The organism is Flavobacterium sp. WC2409 (assembly GCF_041200085.1).
Classification (GTDB): Bacteria; Bacteroidota; Bacteroidia; order Flavobacteriales; family Flavobacteriaceae; genus Flavobacterium.
This window is the reverse complement of the sequence record NZ_CP165625.1, coordinates 542,166-565,000: the sequence shown is the minus strand read 5'-3', so window position 1 is coordinate 565,000 and position 22,835 is coordinate 542,166. Positions and strand designations below refer to the sequence as shown.

Annotated in this window: 21 protein-coding genes, 2 tRNA genes and 2 rRNA genes (1 of these 25 only partly in view); 11 read left to right on the top strand and 14 right to left on the bottom strand. The window is 32.6% G+C overall.

Features of this window, described 5'->3' with window-relative positions:
* From AB3G34_RS02585 to AB3G34_RS02565, 5 genes are all read right to left on the bottom strand, one after another.
* A 23S ribosomal RNA gene (locus AB3G34_RS02585) occupies positions 1–644 on the bottom strand (it extends 2,242 nt beyond the left edge of the window).
* A gap of 184 nt (positions 645–828) precedes the next feature.
* A tRNA-Ala gene (locus AB3G34_RS02580) sits at positions 829–902 on the bottom strand.
* Positions 903–1,018: 116 nt separating this feature from the next.
* Positions 1,019–1,092 (bottom strand) — tRNA-Ile (locus AB3G34_RS02575).
* A gap of 127 nt (positions 1,093–1,219) precedes the next feature.
* A 16S ribosomal RNA gene (locus AB3G34_RS02570) occupies positions 1,220–2,733 on the bottom strand.
* The 16S and 23S rRNA genes sit together here with 2 tRNA genes alongside, the layout of an rRNA operon.
* Before the next feature lie 3 nt (positions 2,734–2,736).
* A complete protein-coding gene (locus tag AB3G34_RS02565; protein WP_367768211.1) occupies positions 2,737–2,901 on the bottom strand; it encodes a hypothetical protein in 165 nt (54 codons plus the stop codon).
* Between the two features lie 1,103 nt (positions 2,902–4,004).
* On the opposite strand from AB3G34_RS02565, the gene thrS reads away from it, so the two are divergent.
* The 5 genes from thrS (at position 4,005) to AB3G34_RS02540 (ending at position 9,249) form a co-directional block, all read left to right on the top strand.
* Entirely contained in the window at positions 4,005–5,951 is a 1,947-nt protein-coding gene (gene thrS, locus AB3G34_RS02560) for a threonine--tRNA ligase (protein WP_369753363.1), read from the top strand.
* 16 nt (positions 5,952–5,967) lie between these two features.
* Positions 5,968–6,525 carry a translation initiation factor IF-3 gene (gene infC, locus AB3G34_RS02555; protein ID WP_369754072.1) on the top strand — a complete coding sequence of 186 codons (558 nt, stop codon included), beginning with the start codon at positions 5,968–5,970 and terminating at the stop codon, positions 6,523–6,525.
* A 115-nt stretch (positions 6,526–6,640) separates the two neighbouring features.
* On the top strand, positions 6,641–6,838 hold the full coding sequence (gene rpmI / locus AB3G34_RS02550) for a 50S ribosomal protein L35 (RefSeq protein WP_022827375.1): 198 nt from the start codon (positions 6,641–6,643) through the stop codon (positions 6,836–6,838).
* 179 nt (positions 6,839–7,017) lie between these two features.
* Positions 7,018–7,362, top strand: a complete 345-nt coding sequence (gene rplT, locus AB3G34_RS02545; RefSeq protein ID WP_026708677.1) for a 50S ribosomal protein L20 — start codon at positions 7,018–7,020, stop codon at positions 7,360–7,362.
* 153 nt (positions 7,363–7,515) lie between these two features.
* Positions 7,516–9,249: an ATP-binding protein gene (locus tag AB3G34_RS02540; protein WP_369753361.1), complete on the top strand. Its 1,734-nt coding sequence runs from the start codon at positions 7,516–7,518 to the stop codon at positions 9,247–9,249.
* A gap of 139 nt (positions 9,250–9,388) precedes the next feature.
* Here AB3G34_RS02540 and AB3G34_RS02535 read toward each other — a convergent pair whose 3' ends face one another.
* On the bottom strand, positions 9,389–10,255 hold the full coding sequence (locus tag AB3G34_RS02535; RefSeq protein WP_369753360.1) for a hypothetical protein: 867 nt from the start codon (positions 10,253–10,255) through the stop codon (positions 9,389–9,391).
* Positions 10,256–10,639: 384 nt separating this feature from the next.
* Here AB3G34_RS02535 and AB3G34_RS02530 point away from each other — a divergent pair, with 384 nt between their 5' ends.
* From AB3G34_RS02530 to AB3G34_RS02505, 6 genes are all read left to right on the top strand, one after another.
* Positions 10,640–10,780 (top strand): hypothetical protein, encoded by a 141-nt coding sequence (locus tag AB3G34_RS02530; protein ID WP_367768199.1) that lies wholly within the window; start codon positions 10,640–10,642, stop codon positions 10,778–10,780.
* A gap of 54 nt (positions 10,781–10,834) precedes the next feature.
* Complete coding sequence (locus AB3G34_RS02525) at positions 10,835–12,559, top strand: hypothetical protein (RefSeq protein ID WP_367768196.1); 1,725 nt, start codon at positions 10,835–10,837, stop codon at positions 12,557–12,559.
* A gap of 11 nt (positions 12,560–12,570) precedes the next feature.
* Positions 12,571–13,239: a response regulator transcription factor gene (locus AB3G34_RS02520; protein ID WP_367757845.1), complete on the top strand. Its 669-nt coding sequence runs from the start codon at positions 12,571–12,573 to the stop codon at positions 13,237–13,239.
* A 99-nt stretch (positions 13,240–13,338) separates the two neighbouring features.
* On the top strand, positions 13,339–13,641 hold the full coding sequence (locus AB3G34_RS02515) for a hypothetical protein (protein ID WP_367768193.1): 303 nt from the start codon (positions 13,339–13,341) through the stop codon (positions 13,639–13,641).
* Positions 13,642–13,721: 80 nt separating this feature from the next.
* A complete protein-coding gene (locus AB3G34_RS02510; RefSeq protein ID WP_367768190.1) occupies positions 13,722–14,087 on the top strand; it encodes a hypothetical protein in 366 nt (121 codons plus the stop codon).
* Positions 14,088–14,165: 78 nt separating this feature from the next.
* Positions 14,166–14,969 (top strand): endonuclease/exonuclease/phosphatase family protein, encoded by an 804-nt coding sequence (locus AB3G34_RS02505; RefSeq protein ID WP_369753359.1) that lies wholly within the window; start codon positions 14,166–14,168, stop codon positions 14,967–14,969.
* 5 nt (positions 14,970–14,974) lie between these two features.
* Here AB3G34_RS02505 and AB3G34_RS02500 read toward each other — a convergent pair whose 3' ends face one another.
* The 8 genes from AB3G34_RS02500 to dnaB form a co-directional block, all read right to left on the bottom strand.
* Positions 14,975–15,886, bottom strand: coding sequence for a glutaminase (locus tag AB3G34_RS02500; protein WP_369753358.1), 912 nt, complete (start codon positions 15,884–15,886; stop codon positions 14,975–14,977).
* A 41-nt stretch (positions 15,887–15,927) separates the two neighbouring features.
* A complete protein-coding gene (locus AB3G34_RS02495) occupies positions 15,928–17,190 on the bottom strand; it encodes an asparagine synthetase B (protein WP_369753357.1) in 1,263 nt (420 codons plus the stop codon).
* 304 nt (positions 17,191–17,494) lie between these two features.
* A complete protein-coding gene (locus AB3G34_RS02490) occupies positions 17,495–18,160 on the bottom strand; it encodes a response regulator (RefSeq protein ID WP_369753356.1) in 666 nt (221 codons plus the stop codon).
* 3 nt (positions 18,161–18,163) lie between these two features.
* A complete protein-coding gene (locus AB3G34_RS02485; RefSeq protein ID WP_369753355.1) occupies positions 18,164–18,955 on the bottom strand; it encodes a sensor histidine kinase in 792 nt (263 codons plus the stop codon).
* On the bottom strand, positions 18,952–19,599 hold the full coding sequence (locus tag AB3G34_RS02480; RefSeq protein ID WP_369753354.1) for a hypothetical protein: 648 nt from the start codon (positions 19,597–19,599) through the stop codon (positions 18,952–18,954). Before AB3G34_RS02480 ends, AB3G34_RS02485 begins: the two co-directional genes overlap by 4 nt.
* A gap of 2 nt (positions 19,600–19,601) precedes the next feature.
* Positions 19,602–20,036 (bottom strand): hypothetical protein, encoded by a 435-nt coding sequence (locus AB3G34_RS02475; protein ID WP_367757824.1) that lies wholly within the window; start codon positions 20,034–20,036, stop codon positions 19,602–19,604.
* A 223-nt stretch (positions 20,037–20,259) separates the two neighbouring features.
* Complete coding sequence (locus tag AB3G34_RS02470) at positions 20,260–20,769, bottom strand: hypothetical protein (RefSeq protein ID WP_367757821.1); 510 nt, start codon at positions 20,767–20,769, stop codon at positions 20,260–20,262.
* Positions 20,770–21,176: 407 nt separating this feature from the next.
* Positions 21,177–22,721, bottom strand: coding sequence for a replicative DNA helicase (dnaB, locus tag AB3G34_RS02465; RefSeq protein WP_367757819.1), 1,545 nt, complete (start codon positions 22,719–22,721; stop codon positions 21,177–21,179).
* Positions 22,722–22,835: the final 114 nt, after the last annotated feature.

Genomic DNA, 22,835 nt, shown 5'->3' with positions numbered 1-22,835 from the left:
GGCTTAACCACTTATCCTTGCCAGCAACGTTAACTCGTAGGCTCATTATGCAAAAGGCACGCCGTCACCCCACGAAAGGGCTCCGACCGCTTGTAAGCGTATGGTTTCAGGATCTATTTCACTCCGTTATTCACGGTTCTTTTCACCTTTCCCTCACGGTACTGGTTCACTATCGGTCTCTCAGGAGTATTTAGCCTTAGCGGATGGTCCCGCCAAATTCAGACAGGATTTCTCGTGTCCCGCCCTACTCAGGATACCACTATCAATTATATCACTTACCTATACAGGACTATCACCCTCTTTGGTTCTACTTTCCAGTAGATTCTAGTTCGTTTTACATTGAATATCGTGGTCCTACAACCCCAACATTGCCGTAACAACATTGGTTTGGGCTAATCCGCGTTCGCTCGCCACTACTTACGGAATCACTTTTGTTTTCTTCTCCTCCGCCTACTTAGATGTTTCAGTTCAGCGGGTTTGCCCACCTATCGGTGTACTAGATCTTCAATCTAGTGGGTTGCCCCATTCAGGTATCTACGGATCAATCGGTGTGTGCCCGTCCCCGTAGCTTTTCGCAGCTTATCACGCCTTTCATCGCCTCTGAGAGCCAAGGCATCCCCCATACGCCCTTATTTTGCTTATTGTACCAATCTTAAAATTAATTAAGACCGTTTTTGTTTGTCTTTTACTATAAATAGTAAAAAACGCTTTCTACTTTTTATATTTTTCTTATCTCAATATGTCAATGAACTTGTATCGCTAGTTTAATCGTTTTTTCGTTTAATCGTTTAACCGATTTAACAAATCAACGTATCAACTTTTGATTTGTGGAGAATAACGGAGTCGAACCGTTGACCTCCTGCGTGCAAGGCAGGCGCTCTAGCCAGCTGAGCTAATCCCCCGTTTCAAATTTTAAATTATGAATGGTGAATTTTGAATTAATGTATAATTCATACTCATACTTCTAAAATTTCCTTTTATTCTGAATTTATTTCAGAATCTATTTAAGTATAAATAGTTGTCTCGGACAGACTCGAACTGTCGACCCCTACATTATCAGTGTAGTACTCTAACCAGCTGAGCTACGAGACACTCTTATTCTTAAATTGTATTATTTGAACTAACAGCAAGAGTAATAAATTCTCAATCTTTGTTTCCACTTTCTCTTTTCGTCTCTTTCCCTACCGTGCTTATAAATAAGCTAACACTAAGGCTCTAGAAAGGAGGTGTTCCAGCCGCACCTTCCGGTACGGCTACCTTGTTACGACTTAGCCCTAGTTACCAGTTTTACCCTAGGCAGCTCCTTGCGGTCACCGACTTCAGGCACCCCCAGCTTCCATGGCTTGACGGGCGGTGTGTACAAGGCCCGGGAACGTATTCACCGGATCATGGCTGATATCCGATTACTAGCGATTCCAGCTTCACGGAGTCGAGTTGCAGACTCCGATCCGAACTGTGACCGGTTTTGTAGATTCGCTCCTGGTCGCCCAGTGGCTGCTCTCTGTACCGGCCATTGTAGCACGTGTGTAGCCCAAGGCGTAAGGGCCGTGATGATTTGACGTCATCCCCACCTTCCTCACAGTTTGCACTGGCAGTCTCGTTAGAGTTCCCGACATGACTCGCTGGCAACTAACAACAGGGGTTGCGCTCGTTATAGGACTTAACCTGACACCTCACGGCACGAGCTGACGACAACCATGCAGCACCTTGTAAATTGTCTTGCGAAAAGTCTGTTTCCAAACCGGTCAATCTACATTTAAGCCTTGGTAAGGTTCCTCGCGTATCATCGAATTAAACCACATGCTCCACCGCTTGTGCGGGCCCCCGTCAATTCCTTTGAGTTTCAAACTTGCGTTCGTACTCCCCAGGTGGGATACTTATCACTTTCGCTTAGCCACTGAGATTGCTCCCAACAGCTAGTATCCATCGTTTACGGCGTGGACTACCAGGGTATCTAATCCTGTTCGCTACCCACGCTTTCGTCCATCAGCGTCAATATATTAGTAGTAACCTGCCTTCGCAATTGGTATTCCATGTAATCTCTAAGCATTTCACCGCTACACTACATATTCTAGTTACTTCCTAATAATTCAAGTCTAGCAGTATCAATGGCCGTTCCACCGTTGAGCGATGGGCTTTCACCACTGACTTACTAAACCGCCTACGGACCCTTTAAACCCAATGATTCCGGATAACGCTTGGATCCTCCGTATTACCGCGGCTGCTGGCACGGAGTTAGCCGATCCTTATTCTTACGATACCGTCAAGCTCCTTCACGAAGGAGTGTTTCTTCTCGTATAAAAGCAGTTTACAATCCATAGGACCGTCATCCTGCACGCGGCATGGCTGGATCAGGCTTGCGCCCATTGTCCAATATTCCTCACTGCTGCCTCCCGTAGGAGTCTGGTCCGTGTCTCAGTACCAGTGTGGGGGATCTCCCTCTCAGGACCCCTACCCATCGTAGCCTTGGTATGCCGTTACCATACCAACTAGCTAATGGGACGCATGCTCATCTTTCACCGATAAATCTTTAATAATTAAATGATGCCATTCAATTATACTATGAGGTATTAATCCAAATTTCTCTGGGCTATCCCTCTGTGAAAGGTAGATTGCATACGCGTTACGCACCCGTGCGCCGGTCTCTAATTCCGAAGAACTATACCCCTCGACTTGCATGTGTTAAGCCTGCCGCTAGCGTTCATCCTGAGCCAGGATCAAACTCTTCATCGTATATTATGCAAGAACCATAAATGATTCTCTATTTATTTTTGACTGAAGGTCTAGTGGTTTTTTCAAATCTCTCGATTCTATTACTCTTATTCTTTTGTCTTTGAAATCTCTCTCAAAAACGGCTGTCAATTCAATATGTCTAGGAACGTGTCTTATCTTGTTTTCCACTCGTAGCAACACTTAACGTGTCGCTCGAAGCGGGTGCAAAAGTACAACTTCTCTTTTTATCTGGCAAGAAAAATTTGAAGTTTTTTAGAAAAATAAATCTTTCTTTTTCTTCTCTTCTCTTATCAGCTTATCAAGGAACGTTGCGCGTTTAGCGGGGTGCAAAAGTAACTATCACTTTTAAATCTCACAAGCTTTTTTGAAACTTTTTTTGAAAATAAATTTTCTGCCTTGTTTCGTTTGCTTGCCAGTATTTGAAAGAACGTCTGCGTTGTTGCGGGTGCAAAAGTAGACTCTTTAAACCGTTATTCAATACTTTTTAACCGCTTTTCTTTGCTTTATTTGCGATTTATTTTTAACACATTGGAAATGTAGAACTTGAACATGGGGTTGGTTTGCGGTTTTTTAAAATTGTTGGACAAATCTTTTAGGGATTGTAATGTTTGCACGGTTGCCGTGCTTTTTTCCCTAACATATAAGTCATATAAGTTTTGTTTTAATCCTTGTTGATCGTGGGTTTTGATTCGGATTATTAGATTTGAACCATATAAGTCATAGAAGATCATAGAAGCTGGAAGAAATTATCCTCTACCTGGCCCTCTCCGAAGGAAAAGGAGACTCTACGGATGTTTATTGTGGCGCTTTTTGGTTTTACGCTTTGCGGTTTATAAACACATAAGCTTTTCGTAAATACCTTATATGACTTATATGATGAGAAACAAGTACTACATTAGCACTTTATATAATTAAAAGGCCTTTATCAACTAGAGGTATAACGCTGCACCTTGAGCTACAATATCTAGTAGACAGCCTATCCTTATATATAGGTAACAAAAACAGTTTTTGAAATCGAAAATTTATAGAGAGCACCTTGCCCTAGCCCTGATAGAAGTGGAAATCCTACTGAGCCGTTGTACGGCGAGGTAGATTGTAGCGAATAGCAGGAAATAGCTCCTAAAAACCCTCCCTTACTTTATATGTATAAGGGATGAACAGTACAAAACACCCCATTTTAGTATTACACCTATATTATATGGAACAAACCTTATATATATATTGTATGTATTTTTGTAATGTTTATATTTGCATTCTTAAATTAATAAACAATGATTAAGATTACTTTGCCCGATGGGTCAGTTAGAGAGTATGCGCAAGACGTAACTCCTATGGATGTTGCTAAAAGCATTAGCGAAGGATTTGCTAGAAATGTAATTTCTGCTTCTTTTAATGGTACAACTATTGAAACCACAACTCCTTTGACGACAGACGGTAGCCTTATATTATATACATGGAATGACGAAGGCGGAAAGAAAGCTTTTTGGCATTCGACTTCACACGTGATGGCACAAGTTCTTGAGGAAATGTACCCTGGTATTAAATTAACTCTTGGACCTGCAATTGCTAATGGGTTTTATTATGATGTAGATTTTGAAGAGCAAAAAATCACAGAGGCTGATTTTAAGAAAATTGAAGACCGTGTTCTTGAAATTTCAAGAGGAAAACATGAATTTAAATTGCGTCCTGTAACTAAAGCAGAAGCTTTGGAATTATATAAAGACAATGTTTACAAAACGGAGATGATTACTAATCTTGAAGACGGAACAATTACGTTTTGTGATCATGATACTTTTACAGACTTATGCCGTGGTGGACATATTCCAAATACTGGAATAATCAAGGCGATGAAAATCATGAGCGTTGCTGGTGCATACTGGCGTGGTGATGAAAAGAACAAACAGTTAACTCGTGTTTACGGAACATCATTCCCAAAACAAAAAGATTTAACAGAGTACCTGTTATTGCTTGAAGAAGCAAAAAGACGTGACCATAGAAAATTAGGTAAGGAATTAGAATTATTTGCTTTCTCAGCAAAAGTAGGACAAGGTTTACCGTTATGGCTACCTAAAGGAGCTGCATTGAGAGAGCGTTTAGAGCAATTCTTGAAGAAAGCACAAAAGAAAGCAGGTTACGAACAAGTCGTTACACCACATATTGGTCAGAAAGAATTATACGTTACTTCTGGACACTATGCTAAATATGGTGCTGATAGTTTTCAGCCGATAAGCACACCGCATGAAGGTGAAGAGTTTTTATTGAAACCAATGAACTGCCCTCACCATTGTGAAATTTACAATGTACGTCCTTGGTCTTACAAAGATTTACCGAAGCGTTATGCTGAATTTGGTACTGTATATCGATATGAACAAAGTGGAGAATTGCATGGTTTAACCCGTGTGCGTGGTTTTACTCAGGATGATGCGCATATTTTTTGTACTCCAGAACAGTTAGACGAAGAGTTTAAAAAAGTAATTGACTTGGTACTGTATGTATTTGGTTCATTAGGATTTGAAAACTTTACTGCTCAGATATCTTTAAGAGATAAAGAGAATAGAGAAAAATACATAGGAACTGATGAAAACTGGGAGAAAGCAGAAAATGCTATTATCAATGCCGCAGCAGACAAAGGTTTAAATACCGTTGTTGAATATGGTGAAGCAGCATTTTATGGCCCTAAGTTAGATTTCATGGTGAAAGATGCTCTTGGAAGACAATGGCAATTAGGAACTATTCAGGTAGATTATAACCTTCCTGAACGTTTTGACTTGACATACAAAGGATCTGACAATGAATTACATAGACCCGTAATGATTCATAGAGCACCGTTTGGATCTATGGAGCGCTTTATAGCCATCTTACTAGAACATACTGCAGGAAATTTCCCACTCTGGTTAATGCCTGAACAGGCTATTATATTGTCTTTGAGTGAGAAATATGAAATATATGCCAAAAAAGTTTTAGATTTGCTAGAAAATCACGAAATTCGCGCCCTCATTGACAACCGAAACGAGACGATTGGGAAGAAAATTAGAGATGCTGAAATGCAGAAGATCCCATTCATGTTGATTGTAGGTGAGGAAGAAGAGAAAAACGGAACTATATCCATCCGTCGTCATGGACAGGAAGGAAAAGGGAATATTACCATTACAATAGAAGAATTTGCTGCTATTGTAGATGAAGAGATTAAAAAAACATTAAAAGTATTTACAGTTTAACTTAAATTATAAAGTCATAGCAATAAGAAGCAACAGAGGTTACCAACCTCGCGTAGAAAAAAAGGATGCCCACAGAATCAACAACAACATTCGTGGTATACAAGAAGTACGTCTTGTAGGTGAAAATATAGAGCCAGGAGTTTTTAAACTTTCTGAAGCTTTACGTTTAGCGGATCAATTTGAACTAGATTTAGTTGAAATTTCACCAAATGCTGAGCCGCCAGTATGTAAGATTATGGATTACAAGAAATTTGTTTACGAGCAAAAGAAACGTGATAAAATCTTAAAAGCAAAATCTACACAGGTAACTGTAAAAGAAATTCGTTTTGGTCCTCAAACAGATGAGCACGATTATGAGTTTAAGAGAAAGAATGCTGAAAAATTCTTAAAAGAAGGTGCGAAGCTAAAAGCTTTTGTATTCTTTAAAGGACGTTCTATTATCTATAAAGACCAAGGGCAAATCTTATTGTTAAGACTAGCTACTGATCTAGAAGAGTATGGTAAAGTAGAAGCGATGCCAGTACTAGAAGGAAAGAGAATGATTATGTTCATTGCTCCAAAGAAGAAAAAATAAATAAGTCGAAAGTCGAAAGTTCTAATGTCTAAAGTCTTTACTTTATGACTTTAAGACTTTGGTCTTTAAGATTAGAAGATAAGTAAGTAAGAATAAATTAAAACACTAGGAAAAAATGCCTAAAATGAAAACCAAATCTAGCGCCAAGAAACGTTTTAAAGTTACTGGTTCTGGAAAGATTAAAAGAAAGCATGCTTTTAAAAGTCACATCTTGACTAAAAAATCTAAAAAACGTAAATTAGCTTTGACACATTCAGCGTTAGTTCACAAAACAGATATGAAAAGCATCAAACAACAATTAAGAATCATATAATAAGTCGAAAGTTAGAAAGTCTTAAAGTTTTAAAGTCTACTGGCTTTTTACGTTTGACTTTTAAAACATTAGACTAAAGAAATTCTTTAGGTTAAAACAATTTAAAATAACCTTGGAGTATGGCCATTAAGTGCTTTTGATTCAATTCAAGCCGCCTGCTACAAAAACACATAAAAATTATGCCAAGATCGGTAAATTCAGTTGCTAAAAGAGCAAGAAGAAAAAAAATAATGAAGCAAGCCAAAGGTTTCTTTGGTAGACGTAAAAACGTTTGGACAGTTGCTAAGAATGCGGTAGAGAAAGCAATGTGCTACGCTTACCGTGACAGAAAAGTGAATAAAAGAAATTTCCGTGCATTATGGATTCAACGTATTAACGCTGGAGCTAGATTGGAAGGAATGTCTTATTCTCAATTCATGGGTAAAGTGAAAAAGAACAATATCGAATTGAACCGTAAAGTTCTTGCAGATTTGGCTATGAACCACCCAGAAGCTTTCAAAGCAATACTTAATAAAGTAAAATAAACGTTTTATCAACTCAATTTAAGACTACTTACTTATATAGAAACCTCAATCGGAAGATTGGGGTTTTTTGTGTTTAAAAGGGCTTAAAAAACAATCCATAAATTGACAGATTGGTTAGTACTATAATCAAATATAAAATAGTAATTTCGCAATATGGTACTAAAAAAGCTACAATTTCATCTTTATAATTTACTGCTAATTGTTTTTATACTATTGCAATCCTCATGTGAGAAAAAAAATCAAAATATAATAGCCAATAAGAAGGACATAACCGAAATAGATAAGCTCTTATCAGTTGCTCACAATTTCTACGAAAATCAACAATTTGACAGCTCTTATTACTATTACAATAAAGCTAAAAATACTGCTGAAATACAACAAGATACTTCAAGGATTATACATTCATTAAGCTGGCTGGCTCAAATACAAAGAAATCAAGGTGATTATACTGGCAGTGAAAGCACCAGTATTGAAGCGCTACCTTACATAGGAAATAAAGGTAAATTCCCATGTGGAGAAACGAATGTTTTCATAGGACTTGGTAATAACTACTTAAATACTAAGGAATATGACAATTCTATTTATTTTTTTAAAAAAGCAATCAACTCCAAGACAGATGAATTAATAAAAGCTGGCATTATGAATAATATTAGTTTGGCTTATACTGAAAAAGGAGATTATGACAAAGCAATACAAATTCTTGAATCTTTAATTTCAACAAAAGGGCTAATAAATGATCCAGAAACATATGCCAGAATAAATGATAACTTAGGGCAAACATATGATAAAGCTAAAAGTACCAAAGCAATTTATTACTTAAATGAAGGACTACAAATAAGAAATCAAATAAAAGATAATTGGGGAATTATATCTAGCAATTATAATATTTCAAGGTACTACAAAATAAAAAACCCTAGTTTATCAAGTAAATATGCTCTAATTGTTTATAAAGAATCAACAAAATTAAAAAGCGTTGATTCTCGTCTAGAGTCTTTGAGACTATTAATACAAAACAGCACTGGAAATAATTATAAAAAATACGCTTTACTATACCTACAGATAAATGATAGCATAACAAAAGTAAGACAAAAGGCAAAGAATAATTTTGCAAAAATAAAATACGATTCAAAGAAAGAAAAAGACGAAAACCTAAAACTCAAAGAACAAAAAGTTAATGATATTTTAAAATTACAGGTGCAGAAGAGTAAAACTCAGGCACTCTATTTTGTAATTTTAATGATATTAATTTTAACTGGATTAATCTATTTTTATTTAAAATCGAAAAACAGAAGAGAAAAAATCCAAGCAGCTTACACAACCGAAATCAAAATTGCAAAAAAACTACATGATGAACTTGCTAATGATTTATACCAAATGATAACATTTGCTGAAACACAAGATCTTTCAACAGAAAACAACAAAGAAACATTACTCCATAACCTAGATACAATCTATTTAAGAACGCGCAATATTTCGAAAGAAAACAGTTATATCGACACTGGAATAAATTTTATACCAACTCTAAAAGAAATGATTACTGATTTCAACACTGATATTGCCAATGTATTACTTAGTGGTTTGGACAGCATCAATTGGATATCAATTGAAAACACAAAAAAAATAACAGTCTATCGAGTACTACAAGAGCTATTAGTTAACATGAAAAAGCACAGTAATTGCAATTTGGTTGTCATTTCTTTCAAGTTAAACAACAATACGATTGATCTTAACTACTCTGATAATGGAATTGGAGTTAAAGATCAAAAGATCAATAAGAAAAATGGTCTTGAAAATATTGAAAAACGTATTGAAGACATAGAGGGAACTATAGATTACAATTCTAAATCAAGCAGAGGATTTACAGTTAATATAAAATTTCCAGTATAATACGGATTATGACTTAATATTTATCCATTTTATTTTATGAATAAACCAAGAAGGTTTTTTTTTATAAAATGAACTGCAAGCCACCCGCTCCTTGTATTTTTCATAAAAAGTCTAAATAAATATTCCTACAACTTTTAGTTTATTTTAAACTGTATTTTTTAATAATATAATTTGTAATCGGTTTTAAAGACTTTCCCGTCTCTGGATGGAATCCAGGACCATTAAAAAGTTCAATAACTCCATTTCTTTTATAATACCAAATCAGCACTTTTTCATTCTTAAAAAATTCATGCCCCCCACTTGAATTTAACTTCACTAAACCTATCACTTTGTCATCAATGGGAACAATTATTTCCGAATGAACAATTCCTAATTTATCATCAGAACACCTCACTGGTTCATAATGATTTTCAATCCACTGCATACACTCCTTATTTGGAAAAAAAACTCCTTTTATAGTATACCCCATAAAAAACAACGATAAGAATACTGCAACAAAAATAGTAACTTTCTTTCTTACGCTTCCATTCACTACTACTCCACTCTCCTTACTTAATCCCTTACCAATTCCAAAACCAGCTGCAACTAGCTTTTTCTTTTCAACTAATGTTGCACCCCCTTGCTTAATTACCTCACTACTACTTTGCAAGTTTAAATACTTATTATAAGGCCTTGGGCAAAAATCAACTAGTATGGCTGCTAATTCAATCCTAGATGAATTATCCGAATCTTTCTCGGCTTTCAAAAATGAAATTATAGGTTTGAATTTTCCAATATCAAAATTATCTATCGCTTTTCTTAAGTCTTGTCCTTCTTTTACATGGAAGAATAAACTAAATATATTTTCATCAGCACTAGTCAAGCCATTTTCAAATTTCATTAAACACAAGTTTCGCAATTGAGCAGGTGTAGGATTTAATAAAATCCCCGAAACGTCCTCCAATTTTGATACTTTGTAATGTGCTTTAATAGCACTTTTATATTCTTCAAAAGTAATTTTCTTCATAAGCATTTATCGGAATTAAACAGAAGGCGATAGAAACCTTCGGAATTATTGGAATCATCGGAATTCTTTGCCAACAGACCACCAAAGACAGCATTTCTTTGCTTCAGAATTAGTTCTTGTTTTAACCTGCAATTAAAACAAATGTACAAAACTAGTTTTTAAAAGTGTCGCTAAACAGTATCGCTCGTTTATTCGGGAAGTATAAATAAGATTATACTGTTACGCTACACTTCACTTCCCACAAGAGCTAAACAATCAATCCAAATGACATGATTGGTCGAATACAAAATATGATTTTAAATATCATACAGCCATTCCTATGTCAAATTTTAATTAAAAGTTATGAAAAAAACAGTCCTTATAGCCGTGTTAACATTTATGAGTATGATAACAATATCATGCACAACGGATGCCATAGAAAAAGACGATTTAAGAGCGAAAGATAGTGTTAAAACACTTAATGCCTCTGAACAAAAAATATTTGCCGATGGTCCAGGTGATGATGTAATTCCAATTAAACCTTAATAAATAATAAAAATAATTAAGTATTAATTACTAATTTCGGGGAAACTTTCAATTATGTTGCGTTCCCCGATTTTTATTTTACTACTTCTCTTTTTTATCTATTCTTGTGATAATATTTCAAAAAACAAAAAAAATCCTAAAACAGAAAAAACAAAAAAAAGTAATAGCATTTTTGCAAGAGCGCTATTAGACAAAGCTGAAGATTTTAATTCAAAACAGGTTTTTGATAGTGCTTACTATTACTACAACCGATCCAAAATTAATTACGAATTAGAAAAAGACAGTTCGAAAATTGCTTTTAATTTGATTCAGATGGCAACAATGCAGCAAGTTTTAAGTGACTATATGGGAAGCGAAAAAAACCTAATTGAAGCATTACCATTTATACAAAAAGGGTCATTATATGAATCTGCAACCTATAACTTACTTGGTATCTCTTCAAAAGAACTCTCCAATTATGAAGATGCAATATATTATTATGATAAAGCTAAAACGAGCACGACAGATACTATAGCTCAAATTATATTGATTAATAATAAAGCCAACATTTATATAGATCAAAAGAAATATACTAAATCCATACAATTACTAGAACCTTTATTACAATTAAAAATTCTTAAAAGCAATGAAATTAGAAAAGCTAAAATAGTAGACAATTTAGGCTTTTCCTATTTTAAAGAAAATCAAATTCAAAAAGGGTTGCCTATGATGTTAGAAGCTTTATCCATTAGAAAAAAGAACAATGATTTTTATGGAATAATAGGAAGCAATTTACATCTTGCAGAATATTATCAAAAAAACCAACCACAAATAGCAAATGAATATGCTCTAAATGCGTATCATACTTCGAGAAAGATTCACAATATCGATTCTAGACTAAAATCGCTTTCTTTTTTAATTACCACAAATTTTGATGAAAAATCAAACCAATTAGCAGTTGACTTTATAGCTTTAAATGATAGTATTATTAAAGTTCGTAATAATGCAAAAAATCAATTTGTGAAAATTAAATTTGATACTGATAAAAATAGAGCTGAAAATCTTAGTCTTATTGCACAAAAAGCTGAATCTGATTTACACCTTGAAAGAGAAAAAAATCAAAAATACCTTTCTTATTTTGGAATTAGCCTTTTACTAATAGGGATATTCTTTATCGTAACTTACTTTCGAAATAGAAATAAACGCATACAAATTGAGGCAACATACAATACCGAAACTAGAATATCAAAAAAATTACATGACGAACTAGCCAATGATGTATTTCAAACAATGGCATTTGCCGAAACGCAAGACCTTGTTTTGCCAAACAACAAAGAAACCTTACTCAACAACTTAGATACTATATATTCTAGAACTCGAAATATTTCTAAAGAAAATAGTACTATAGAAACTGGAATTCATTTCATACCTAATTTAAAAGAGATGATGTCAGGTTATAACTCATACACAACAACTATTTTAATAAATGAATTAGAATCCATCAACTGGTCATCTATAGAAAACACTAAAAAAATAACGGTTTATCGTGTAATACAGGAACTCTTAGTTAACATGAAAAAACATAGTAAAAGCAGCTTAGTGGTTCTCTCCTTTAAAATAAATAAAAATATTATCTATTTTGATTACACTGATAATGGTATTGGAGCCAATTTTGAAAAAATAAATATAAAAAATGGACTCCACAATGTGGAAAACCGTATTCTAGCTATCAAAGGAACAATTACTTTTGACACTAAATCCGAAAAAGGATTCAAAGTAAAGATTACTTTTCCAATATAAATAATGAAACTATGTTCAAAAAAATTTTAATTGCTGAAGATTTAGATAGTATCAGTATCGCCATTGTACAAGCTTTGGAAGAACTTTCGATTTCTGAAATTCACCATGCAAAATATTGTGATGATGCTTTATTGAAAATAAAAAAAGCATTACATGACGATCTCCCATACGATTTATTAATAAGTGATTTATCGTTTAAAATTGATCATAGAGAAAATATATTAAATTCTGGAGATGAACTTATAGAAGCCGTTAAGAAGATTCAGCCAGAAATTAAAACAATCGTGTTTTCAATTGAAGACAAAACATACCGCATAAAATCATTATTTAATGACTTGGGAATTAATGCGTATATATCAAAAGGACGAAACAGTATACCCGAACTCCAAAAAGCCATTCGTAGTATTTACCAAAATGAAGAAAAAATCATATCATCTGAATTATCATATGCTTTAAGAGATAAATCTTTAATAGAAATTGAGGCATATGATATTTATTTATTGAAATTTTTATCCAAAGGACAAACTCTCGATGAAATAGGTATTGAATTTAAAGCAGCTAGCATTTCCCCAAATGGTTCCAGCAGTATTGAGAAGAGAATCAATAAATTAAAAATATACTTCAAAGCCAATAACAATGTACACCTCATTGCCATTGCTAAAGATTTAGGCCTCGTATAAACTAAATTATTTTTCTTTCTACTTTACGGTTTCCCTCAAGGAAGAGACTTTTACAGGTTGTAGTTTTGAATTAAATTAATTTAAAGCATTCAGTCAAAAATGGAAAACAAAGACACTCCTTTTTTAATAGATTTCACAATAAAAAAGAGCAAACCTCCAAAAAACAGTGAATGGGACAAATACCTAGAAGATTATAATAATTACACTAAAAAATACATCAAGCATTATAAGAAGTCATTGACAGGGAATACTATTTCTTTATCAATATATCCTTATATGAAAATCAAATCTGAAATTATCGCTGAAAAACTGTACAAAGCACAAATCCAAAGTGCATTAACTACAAAACAGGTAGAACGATTTATTCAAATAAAAATGAAACTGGTGAAAATTGTTTGTTAAAGTTTAAAAAAAAATCCAAAATGAGGTTTCCCGTAAGGAATCGATTTTTTTATAAATTAATTTTACAAAAAAATACCACCATGATTTCCAAAATTGAAACATTTCGACTACTAATCATATGCTTATCAATAACTATTGGCGGATGCGAACAAAAAATAAAAGACCAAAATGACAAGCAAATAGTTATCAAAAAAAGTGATTCGGAAAATAAAAAAATAAAAAAGAACCTAATTTCTATTCCCTTAAAATATAAAGATCATGTTTGCGGTACAGATGAAGATGGAAATAATGTTCAAGGTCATATCACTGTAGAAGGTGAAAATGGTATTGGAATTTTAATTGACAATAAAGGACATGAAACAGAAATAGTATTTGAGATATTAAACCGAAAAAAAATAATAGCAACAGATATTGAAGGATTCAAATACAAACTTAAAATGGATTAAAACCGAGCTGTTTCTAACTATTTATAAAAAATTTCAGTAAGTTGCACTATATTTAAACCCTATTTTCCCTTTTTACAAATGAAAAATATCGTATTGGTATTCCTTCTTTTTTTTTGTTCTTTACTCTATTCACAAACCAAGCTAGTTTCCTGGAATATTGAAAATTTAGGGAAATCAAAATCCACTTCTGAAATTGCCTTTATGGCACAAACCGTTCAAGATTATGATATTATAGCCATTCAAGAAGTAGTCGCTGGCTATGGTGGAGCTCAAGCCGTTGCTCAATTAGTTGATGTTCTTAATCGCAAAGGGGCTAAATGGGATTATGTAATTAGTGATCCCACTAGCAGCAGTGCTTATAAAACAGAACGATACGCTTACATATGGAAAACAAGCACACTTAAAAAAATTGGAAGAGCATGGCTTGAGAAAAAATACCAACTTGAGATTGATAGAGAACCCTATTATTGTACGTTTGAATATAGTAATAAGCAATTCACAGTAGTAAATTTTCATGCCATAACAAAAAGTAAGCAGCCTGAAAGAGAGATTAAACATTTTAAATTTATACCTGAAGAATATCCCAATTTAAATTTAATATTTGCAGGAGATTTTAATTGCCCACAATCTCATTCTGTTTTTAATCCTTTGAAAATAATGGGTTATAAAAGTATTTTTATCAATCAAAAAACATCGTTAAAAAAAGAATGTAAAAACAGCAAATGTCTTGCCTCGGAGTTTGACAATATGTATTACAAAACATCCAAAATCAACTTTATAAATTCTGGAGTACTCCTTTTTTATAAAAATTTTAACTCATTAAAAGAAGCTAGAAAAATTTCAGATCACATTCCAATTTGGTTTCAATTCTCTTTAAATTGATTCTATTAAAATACAGACATACCTGTTTTAGTAGTCAAAGACTCTAATGCATGCATCCCTAATTCAGAATTTCCTTTTTTATTCAATTTTGGTGACCAAGTAGCCACTACAAATACCTTAGGAAATAAAGCTACAATTCCTCCACCTATTCCACTCTTGCCAGGCAATCCCACTTTATAGGTAAACTCACCTGACTCATCATAAAAACCACAAGTTTGCATTAAAGCATTCAGACGTTTTACTTGGCTTTTTGTTAAAATTTGTTTTCCATCCTTTGTTTTCCCTTCATTGGCAAAAAAGAAAAAAGAATGAGCCAGCTCTTTACAAGTCATCTCTATGGAGCATTGATGGAAATAAAAATCTAAAACTTCATCAACATCATTATCAATATTACCAAATGATTTTAAAAAATTAGCCAAAGCTGCATTTCTAAAGCGCGTATCCTTTTCGGACTGTGCTACAGCAAAATTATAATTAATCGATGGACTTCCAGAAATCATTCGAATAAAACTCAAAAAGTCATCTTTAGGATTTTTTAAACAGGATACCAACATATCAGCAATTACAATTGCACCCGAATTTATAAATGGATTTCTTGGAATTCCTTTTTCATATTCTAATTGAATTAAAGAATTAAAAGCAGTTCCTGACGGTTCTACACCCACTCTTTTCCAAATTTTTTCGTCCAAAAAAGAAAAAGCTAATGCAACAGTAAGTGCTTTTGATATACTTTGAATAGAAAATTGCTCTTCACTGTCTCCAATACCAAAATCTTCTCCATCAATTGTTGTGAGATGGATGCCAAATTTATTTGGATTTACCTTAGCTAGCTCAGGTATTGTAGTAGTAACATTCCCAATCGTTGGATATTCCAATAAATTCTGTTGGATTTCTTGTAGTATTTTTGGATAGTTCATTCGTGAAATAAAATTGTAGTTTATATAGGAAAGGTCTAGTATTATGTCTTTTGTTTTTTCTTTCTTGCTGCTGGAAATAATACATTATTTAAAATCAGTCGATACCCAGGAGAATTCATGTGTAAATCTAAAACTGTTGGTGCATCACCTACTCGATGTTGAAAATCTTCAGGATCATGACCTCCATAAAAGGTAAACATTCCTTTTCCTTTTTCGCCATGAATATACCTTGCTTCTCCATTCAATTCGCATACACCCATTTTTAAAACATTCGATTTTATAAGGTCAGAATCAAAAGAGGTTGTTTGCCCCATAAATCCTTTTACTAACTGTGTATGATTTTGGCATAACATTGTGGGAATTGGGTCCCATTTAGCGGAAAACTCCATTAATGTAAAATAATCCTTTTCCATAGGAACTCTCCTTTTTTCAGTCATGTCAATATCGGAAAATTCATATTTATCTGGTTTTCTCTCTAATATAAAATCTTTGAATGCAAAAGAATTATCGTAATTCATTTTAGCTTGATAATTGGCTTCACTATCATCACCGTCAAACATGGGCTCACAAATATCTACTCCATCTGCTGCCAAAGCAATATCAAAACTATCTGTTGCGGAACACATGGCAAACATGAATCCGCCACCTATTACAAAGTCTCTAATTTTTTTGGCTACAGCTCCTTTTTCTTGAGATACTTTTGCATATCCTAACTTGGAAGCTAAATCTTCAGCTTCTTTTTTTTGTTCAATATACCAAGGTGCATTTCTATAAGCCCCAAAAAATTTGCCGAATTGTCCAGTGAAATCTTCATGATGCAAATGCAACCAATCATATAATACTAATTGATCATTTAAAACTTCTTCATCATAAATAGGGGTAAATGGAATTTCGGCATACGTCAAAACAAGTGTAACGGCATCATCCCAAGGCTGCTTCCCTTTGGGTGTATAAACTGCAATTCTTGGGACTTTTTCAAGAATTACGGTTTCCATATTTTGCGATGGACTTGAGATTTCATCCAAAATTCTGGCTTCCTCTGTATCCGTTAATATTTCAAAACTTACTCCTCGAATCTGACATTCTTTTCGGATCTCTGATGCATCCGGTAATAAAAAAGATCCGCCACGATAATTAAGTAACCAACTCGCTTTGTAGCTTTTTTCTAAACACCAAAAAGTGACTCCATACGCTTTAAGATGATTCTGTTGCGTATTTTCGTCCATTGGCAACAAAATAAAGGAGGCTTTTGAAGCAAATGAAAGTAGAAAAAATAGGATAAATAAAACTTTTTTAGAAATCATTATGAAAATATTGAATAGAGTATAAAGGTATTTTATTTAAAGATTCTAGTACCCATTTTTATCAATAAATATTTCAATTACAAAACGGGTATTAATACGCATAAATGGATAAAACATTATTAATAAATTTGGATATATTTAATAATAAAAAAAGGGCAAATGGAAGATTATAAGAACAATAAGCAATATAGAGCATTATTCTTTTTAAAAAAAGGAGGTTTGTGTTTATTAGTAATGACTATTATCTTATATTTTATTTTGGCGATAAAATATCTAAATGCTTAAATTTTAAATAGATTCTTACTCAATCATACAATAAAACTATTTTATTTTGAATCGCAAAAAAAACTAAACCAGCTATATTTTTAGATTCTGTTTTAAGCAATAAATTGTTACGATGTCCATCAACAGTTCTTGGACTAATAAAAAGTAATTCGGCTATTTCTGAAGTAGTTTTTTGTTCACATATCAGTTGTAGTACTTCAACTTCACGACTTGTTAAATAATTAGACTTTAATTCTTTATTAGTAATACTATCACTTAACGCAATGTCTTTGATTACTTTCATCACATAATCATCATAATAAAACCCTTTGATGTTGACTTCATGAATGGTCTTCAATAATTCTTTTGGAGTAGTATTCTTTATTAAATAAGATACTGCTCCCACATGCATTAGATTAGCAACAAATGATTTAGAACGGTAACTGGATAAAGCAATTATTTTAATTTTCGGATATTCTTTATGAATTACTTTAGTCGCTTCTACTCCATTTAATAAAGGCATTTTTAAATCCATTATAATGATGTCAGGATGAATCTTAGAATTCTCTAAAAAAGATAAAAGTTCCATTCCATTTGATGCTTCATGAATCACTTTTATATTTTCTTCTCTATCCAATAAAAAAGAAATTCCTTTTCTGAATAAAACTTCATCATCAACTAAAATTAGTTTAATATTTCTATTCATAATTTAAAAATTTACAACTACTTTGACTCCCTTATTAATAGCTGAATCAATTATAATAGTACCATTTAAAAAATCAATTCTACTTTGAATGTTTTTCATCCCAAGTCCGCTTTGATTTTTCTTGTCTTTCATTTCAAATCCTAAACCATTATCCGAATAGCAACAAATTATTTTCCCATTCTTTTCTTCAAATAAGATATCTATAATTGTAGCTTTTCCATGGCGCAAAGAATTATTCATCAACTCTTGTAATATTCTAAAAACATGAAGATGCTTATCATTATCACTCATGTCAAACAATACCTCGTTAACATAATTAACCTGAACATGCTTACTACTATTGAACTCAGAACATAATTCTTCAATACCAGCATGCAGACCAAACTTATCTAAAACTGGTGGTAATAAATCATGAGCAATCCTTCTTGTATTCTCTAGAGCTTTGGCTGTAAGATTTATAATATTAGCCGTAATCTCTTCTGATTCATCTACTGTTAAATTTGGGGTTTTTAACAAATGACTATTTAAAGAAACAATATTAAGCTTCGAGCTAATATCATCATGCAAATCTTGAGCTATCCGTTTCCGTTCTTCCTCTTGAGTTATAATTACAGCACGTAATTGATCTCGTTGGTGCTGAATTTCTAAATCCTTCTTCTCTATTTCCTTTTGAATAATCTTCTTTCTAGAATAATAGAAAAACAAAATTAACACTAAAGCTAAAATGATAAAAAAAATAGAGGTATATAAAATAATCGAAACTATTTCCTTCTCATAAACTGGACTTGTTTTCATTTTCCTAATTGAATTGTTTTTTTTGAAAAACTTTTATACCACTCGAATACAATAAACAACTGATAAACAACATATAAAAGAGCATTAGTAACCCAAGTTATTTTACTCATTTCAGCACTCATTAAAGCAGTAAGATTCCCTACAAAAAATAGTATTGTACTTCCAAATAAATAGAGCATAATTCCAATATTGATATAATAAAACTCCTTTTTATCGCTTAGCATATTATAAAAATGAAACACGCTATAGATAATCAATAAGAATGATGTCAAAAATATTTCGAATAAATTAAATTTAAACACTAAACTAGTATCTAAACTATATTGAATTCCTAAAATAATAAAGCAACATACAAAACCGATATTTATAATTTTCTTTTGTAAGAGATTTGTAAAAAGGGATTTATAAAACAGGCCTAAAAATATAAATTGTCCTAAAAAATAAAAATGAGATAAAAAAAGATTATTAATATGTAAACTTTTTAAAAAGAAAGAAGGCAATTGAACTGCTAAAACAACTAAAAGATAAACAGTAAATATTTTATAAGCCTTGCCGTTACCTCTAAACTTTAAACTAAATAAAAGCAAGTTTACAAATAAAAAAAGACAACCCATATTAGCCAATAAATCCCAAATATATCCCATAATTAGACTGCTAAAGGGCTCTTAGGATCATCATAAGGAGGGCACGGCTTTGTAAAATCATATATGTCATCTGGAGCAGATTGAAGATTTCCATCAGGTCCTGGAGTAGTGATCAGATCTTCATAAATACCAGTTTCTGGATTATATTCTGTTCCTACAAACATTAATTTTTCAACATAAGTAGGTTGCTCCCCTTCTTGTTCAGGCTTCACTTTTTGAACACCAATATAAGCTCTAACATGTGTACCACCTTCATTCAACAATTCTTTTAAATCAACAGCAGGAATTAAAAAAGCGTTTAATTCATGATGCTTATTGTATTTACCTTCCCTTTGGGTCCAGCGTTTTGCCCATTTTTGAGCTGTTTTTAATGGAATCGCATTAATTGTAACACCCACTTTTTCTGATAATTTTTCTAATATAGTTTCCTTTGCCATTTAATCTTTATTTTTTTAATTAATAAAAACGAATACTCTATAGTAAAATACTATAGAGCTAAAGTACTATTTTTTACAATTTTAACATAAAAAATAGTACTTTTTATTGCGAAAAAAAATAAATTAAGTTTTATCGTTTTACAAAAAAAAGGTGTTTTGATTATCGCTGTCGCATTTTTATTTACTAGAAATAATTCATTTACTGAGGGAAGTTTTTTGTTTTTTACTGAACTGTTCTTTTAGAAAAATTGCTATACCATTCATATGTAATAAACAATTGGTAAATTATATACAAAAAAGCATTTAATATCCATGGCAATTTAGTGTACTCACGGTTTAAAGTAACAATTAAATTTCCTGTGATAAATAGTATGGTGCTACCAAATAGATAAATAATTATTCCCCAATTAATATAATAAAACTCTTTTTTTTCAGAGAGCATATTATACAAATGTATAACTGCAAATATCATAACTAATAGTGAAGTTATAAAAATTTCGAAAATATTAAATTTAAAAAACTGACTAGGATCAAAAATATATTCAACTCCAATAATAGCCAAACCAATTATTCCAATTGCTAATGTATCTTTTTTTAGTTTTTTAGTTTTAAAAATTGTGCCATAAAAAAGGCCTAACACAAAAAATTGTCCAATAAAATAAAAATGAGATAAATAAAGATTATTAATTCCAAATCTAGACATCATACTAGAGCTCATTTGTATTAAAAACATAAGCGCTAAATAAAAAGTGAAAATTGTAAATGGTTTTCCTTGTCCCGAAAAGCATTTTACAAATAAAACTAAATTTAAAAATAAAAGTATATTCCCTATATTAACTAAAGTTGTCAGCATTTAAATTATGTATACATTGGACTTTTACAATCACAAGCTGAAGAGAAGTCATAGATACTCTCCATTGCTAATGCACTAGCTACTCCAATAGTTATTCTATCTTCATAAATTCCAGTAACTGGCTTTAAATTAGTACCAAAAATGAATAATTTTTATGTTCTAAAAAAACAATTCAATATTAAAATACTATAAAAACGAAAATACTAGCTTTTTAATTTCAACATTAAAATTAGGGCTTTTTATTATACTAGAAATAAAAAAAGCCCAATAAAGGCTTTCTTGTTTTGCTAAAATGGCATATCACTATCATCATCGTCATCATTCAAATTACTACCAAAAGCTTCATGTGCCGAAGGAAGGTTTTTAGTTATAAAAGGATTATCTTCTTGATTCATTGACGAAGGAAGATCATCATAACTACCGCTGTGGTCTTCTAGATTATCAAACTTACCTAAGTGTCCTATAAACTTCAAACGAACGTTTTCAATACTACCATTACGGTGTTTTGCTATCATTATTTCTGCTTGACCAGCCGTTGGTGAAGCTTCATCATCATCCCATTCATCAATTTTATAATATTCAGGGCGATATAAAAACGAAACGATATCCGCATCTTGCTCAATCGCTCCCGATTCACGAAGGTCAGAAAGCAGTGGTCTTTTACTAGATCCACGCGTCTCTACAGCACGTGATAACTGAGATAGTGCTATTACCGGCACATTTAATTCTTTTGCTAGTGCTTTTAAGTTTCGGGAAATTGTTGAGATTTCTTGTTCACGGTTTCCACCACCTTTACCATTTCCTCCAGCAGTCATTAACTGCAAATAATCGACAATTATAATTCGGATTCCATGTTGTGAAACCAAACGTCTTGCCTTTGCTCTTAAATCAAAAATAGAAAGCGATGGCGTATCATCAATAAATAAAGGGGCTTTTTCTAAGTTTTTAACCTTAGTACTTAGCTGTTCCCATTCGTGTTTTTCTAATTTACCAGTACGTAATTTTTCTGATGACAAACCAGTCTCTGAGGAAATTAAACGAGTAATTAACTGAACTGACGCCATCTCAAGAGAGAACAACGCCACTGGCATTCCATAATCAATTGCCATGTTTCTAGCCATCGATAATACGAAAGCTGTTTTTCCCATTGCAGGTCTGGCCGCAATAATAATTAAATCACTAGGTTGCCATCCTGATGTAATTTTATCCAGTTTTTCAAAACCAGTTGCCACACCACTCAATCCTTCCTGTCCAGCGATTTCTTCAATACGCTTTTTAGCTTGTAATACTAAACTTTGTGCTGTTTCAGAGCTTCGTTTAATATTTCCTTGCGTTACTTCGTATAATTTAGATTCGGCTTTATCTAACAAATCAAAAACATCCGCTGAGTCATCATACGAATCCTCGATAATTTCCGATGAAATACGAATCAAACTTCGCTGAATAAACTTTTGAAGAATAATTCTAGAGTGAAATTCAATATGTGCTGATGAGGAAATCTTTTGCGTAAGCTGAATTAGGTAAAAATCACCACCAGCTAAATCTAACTTTGCGTTTTTCTTTAATTGAGCAGAAACGGTCAACAAGTCAATTGGTTGCGTATCTGTAAATAGTTGAACAATAGCCTCAAAAATATGCTTGTGGGCCTCTTTATAAAAAGCATCAGGCTGTAAAATATCAATTACATCATCAACTCCTTTTTTATCAATCATCATCGCTCCAAGTACAGCCTCTTCTAGTTCTAAAACTTGTGGGGGCAATTTTCCTTTCTCCAGGCTAATAATTGTTGTTTTATCAACCTTAATTGGGTTTATGTTTTTGAAGTTTTCCATGTAGCGAAAGTAACGTAATTTTAAAAAATATTGCAGTAGAGTTATTACAAATAAATGTTCATAACTAACTCATTTTTGTTTATAACCAAAAAAAAATCCGAAACTGTAGGGCTT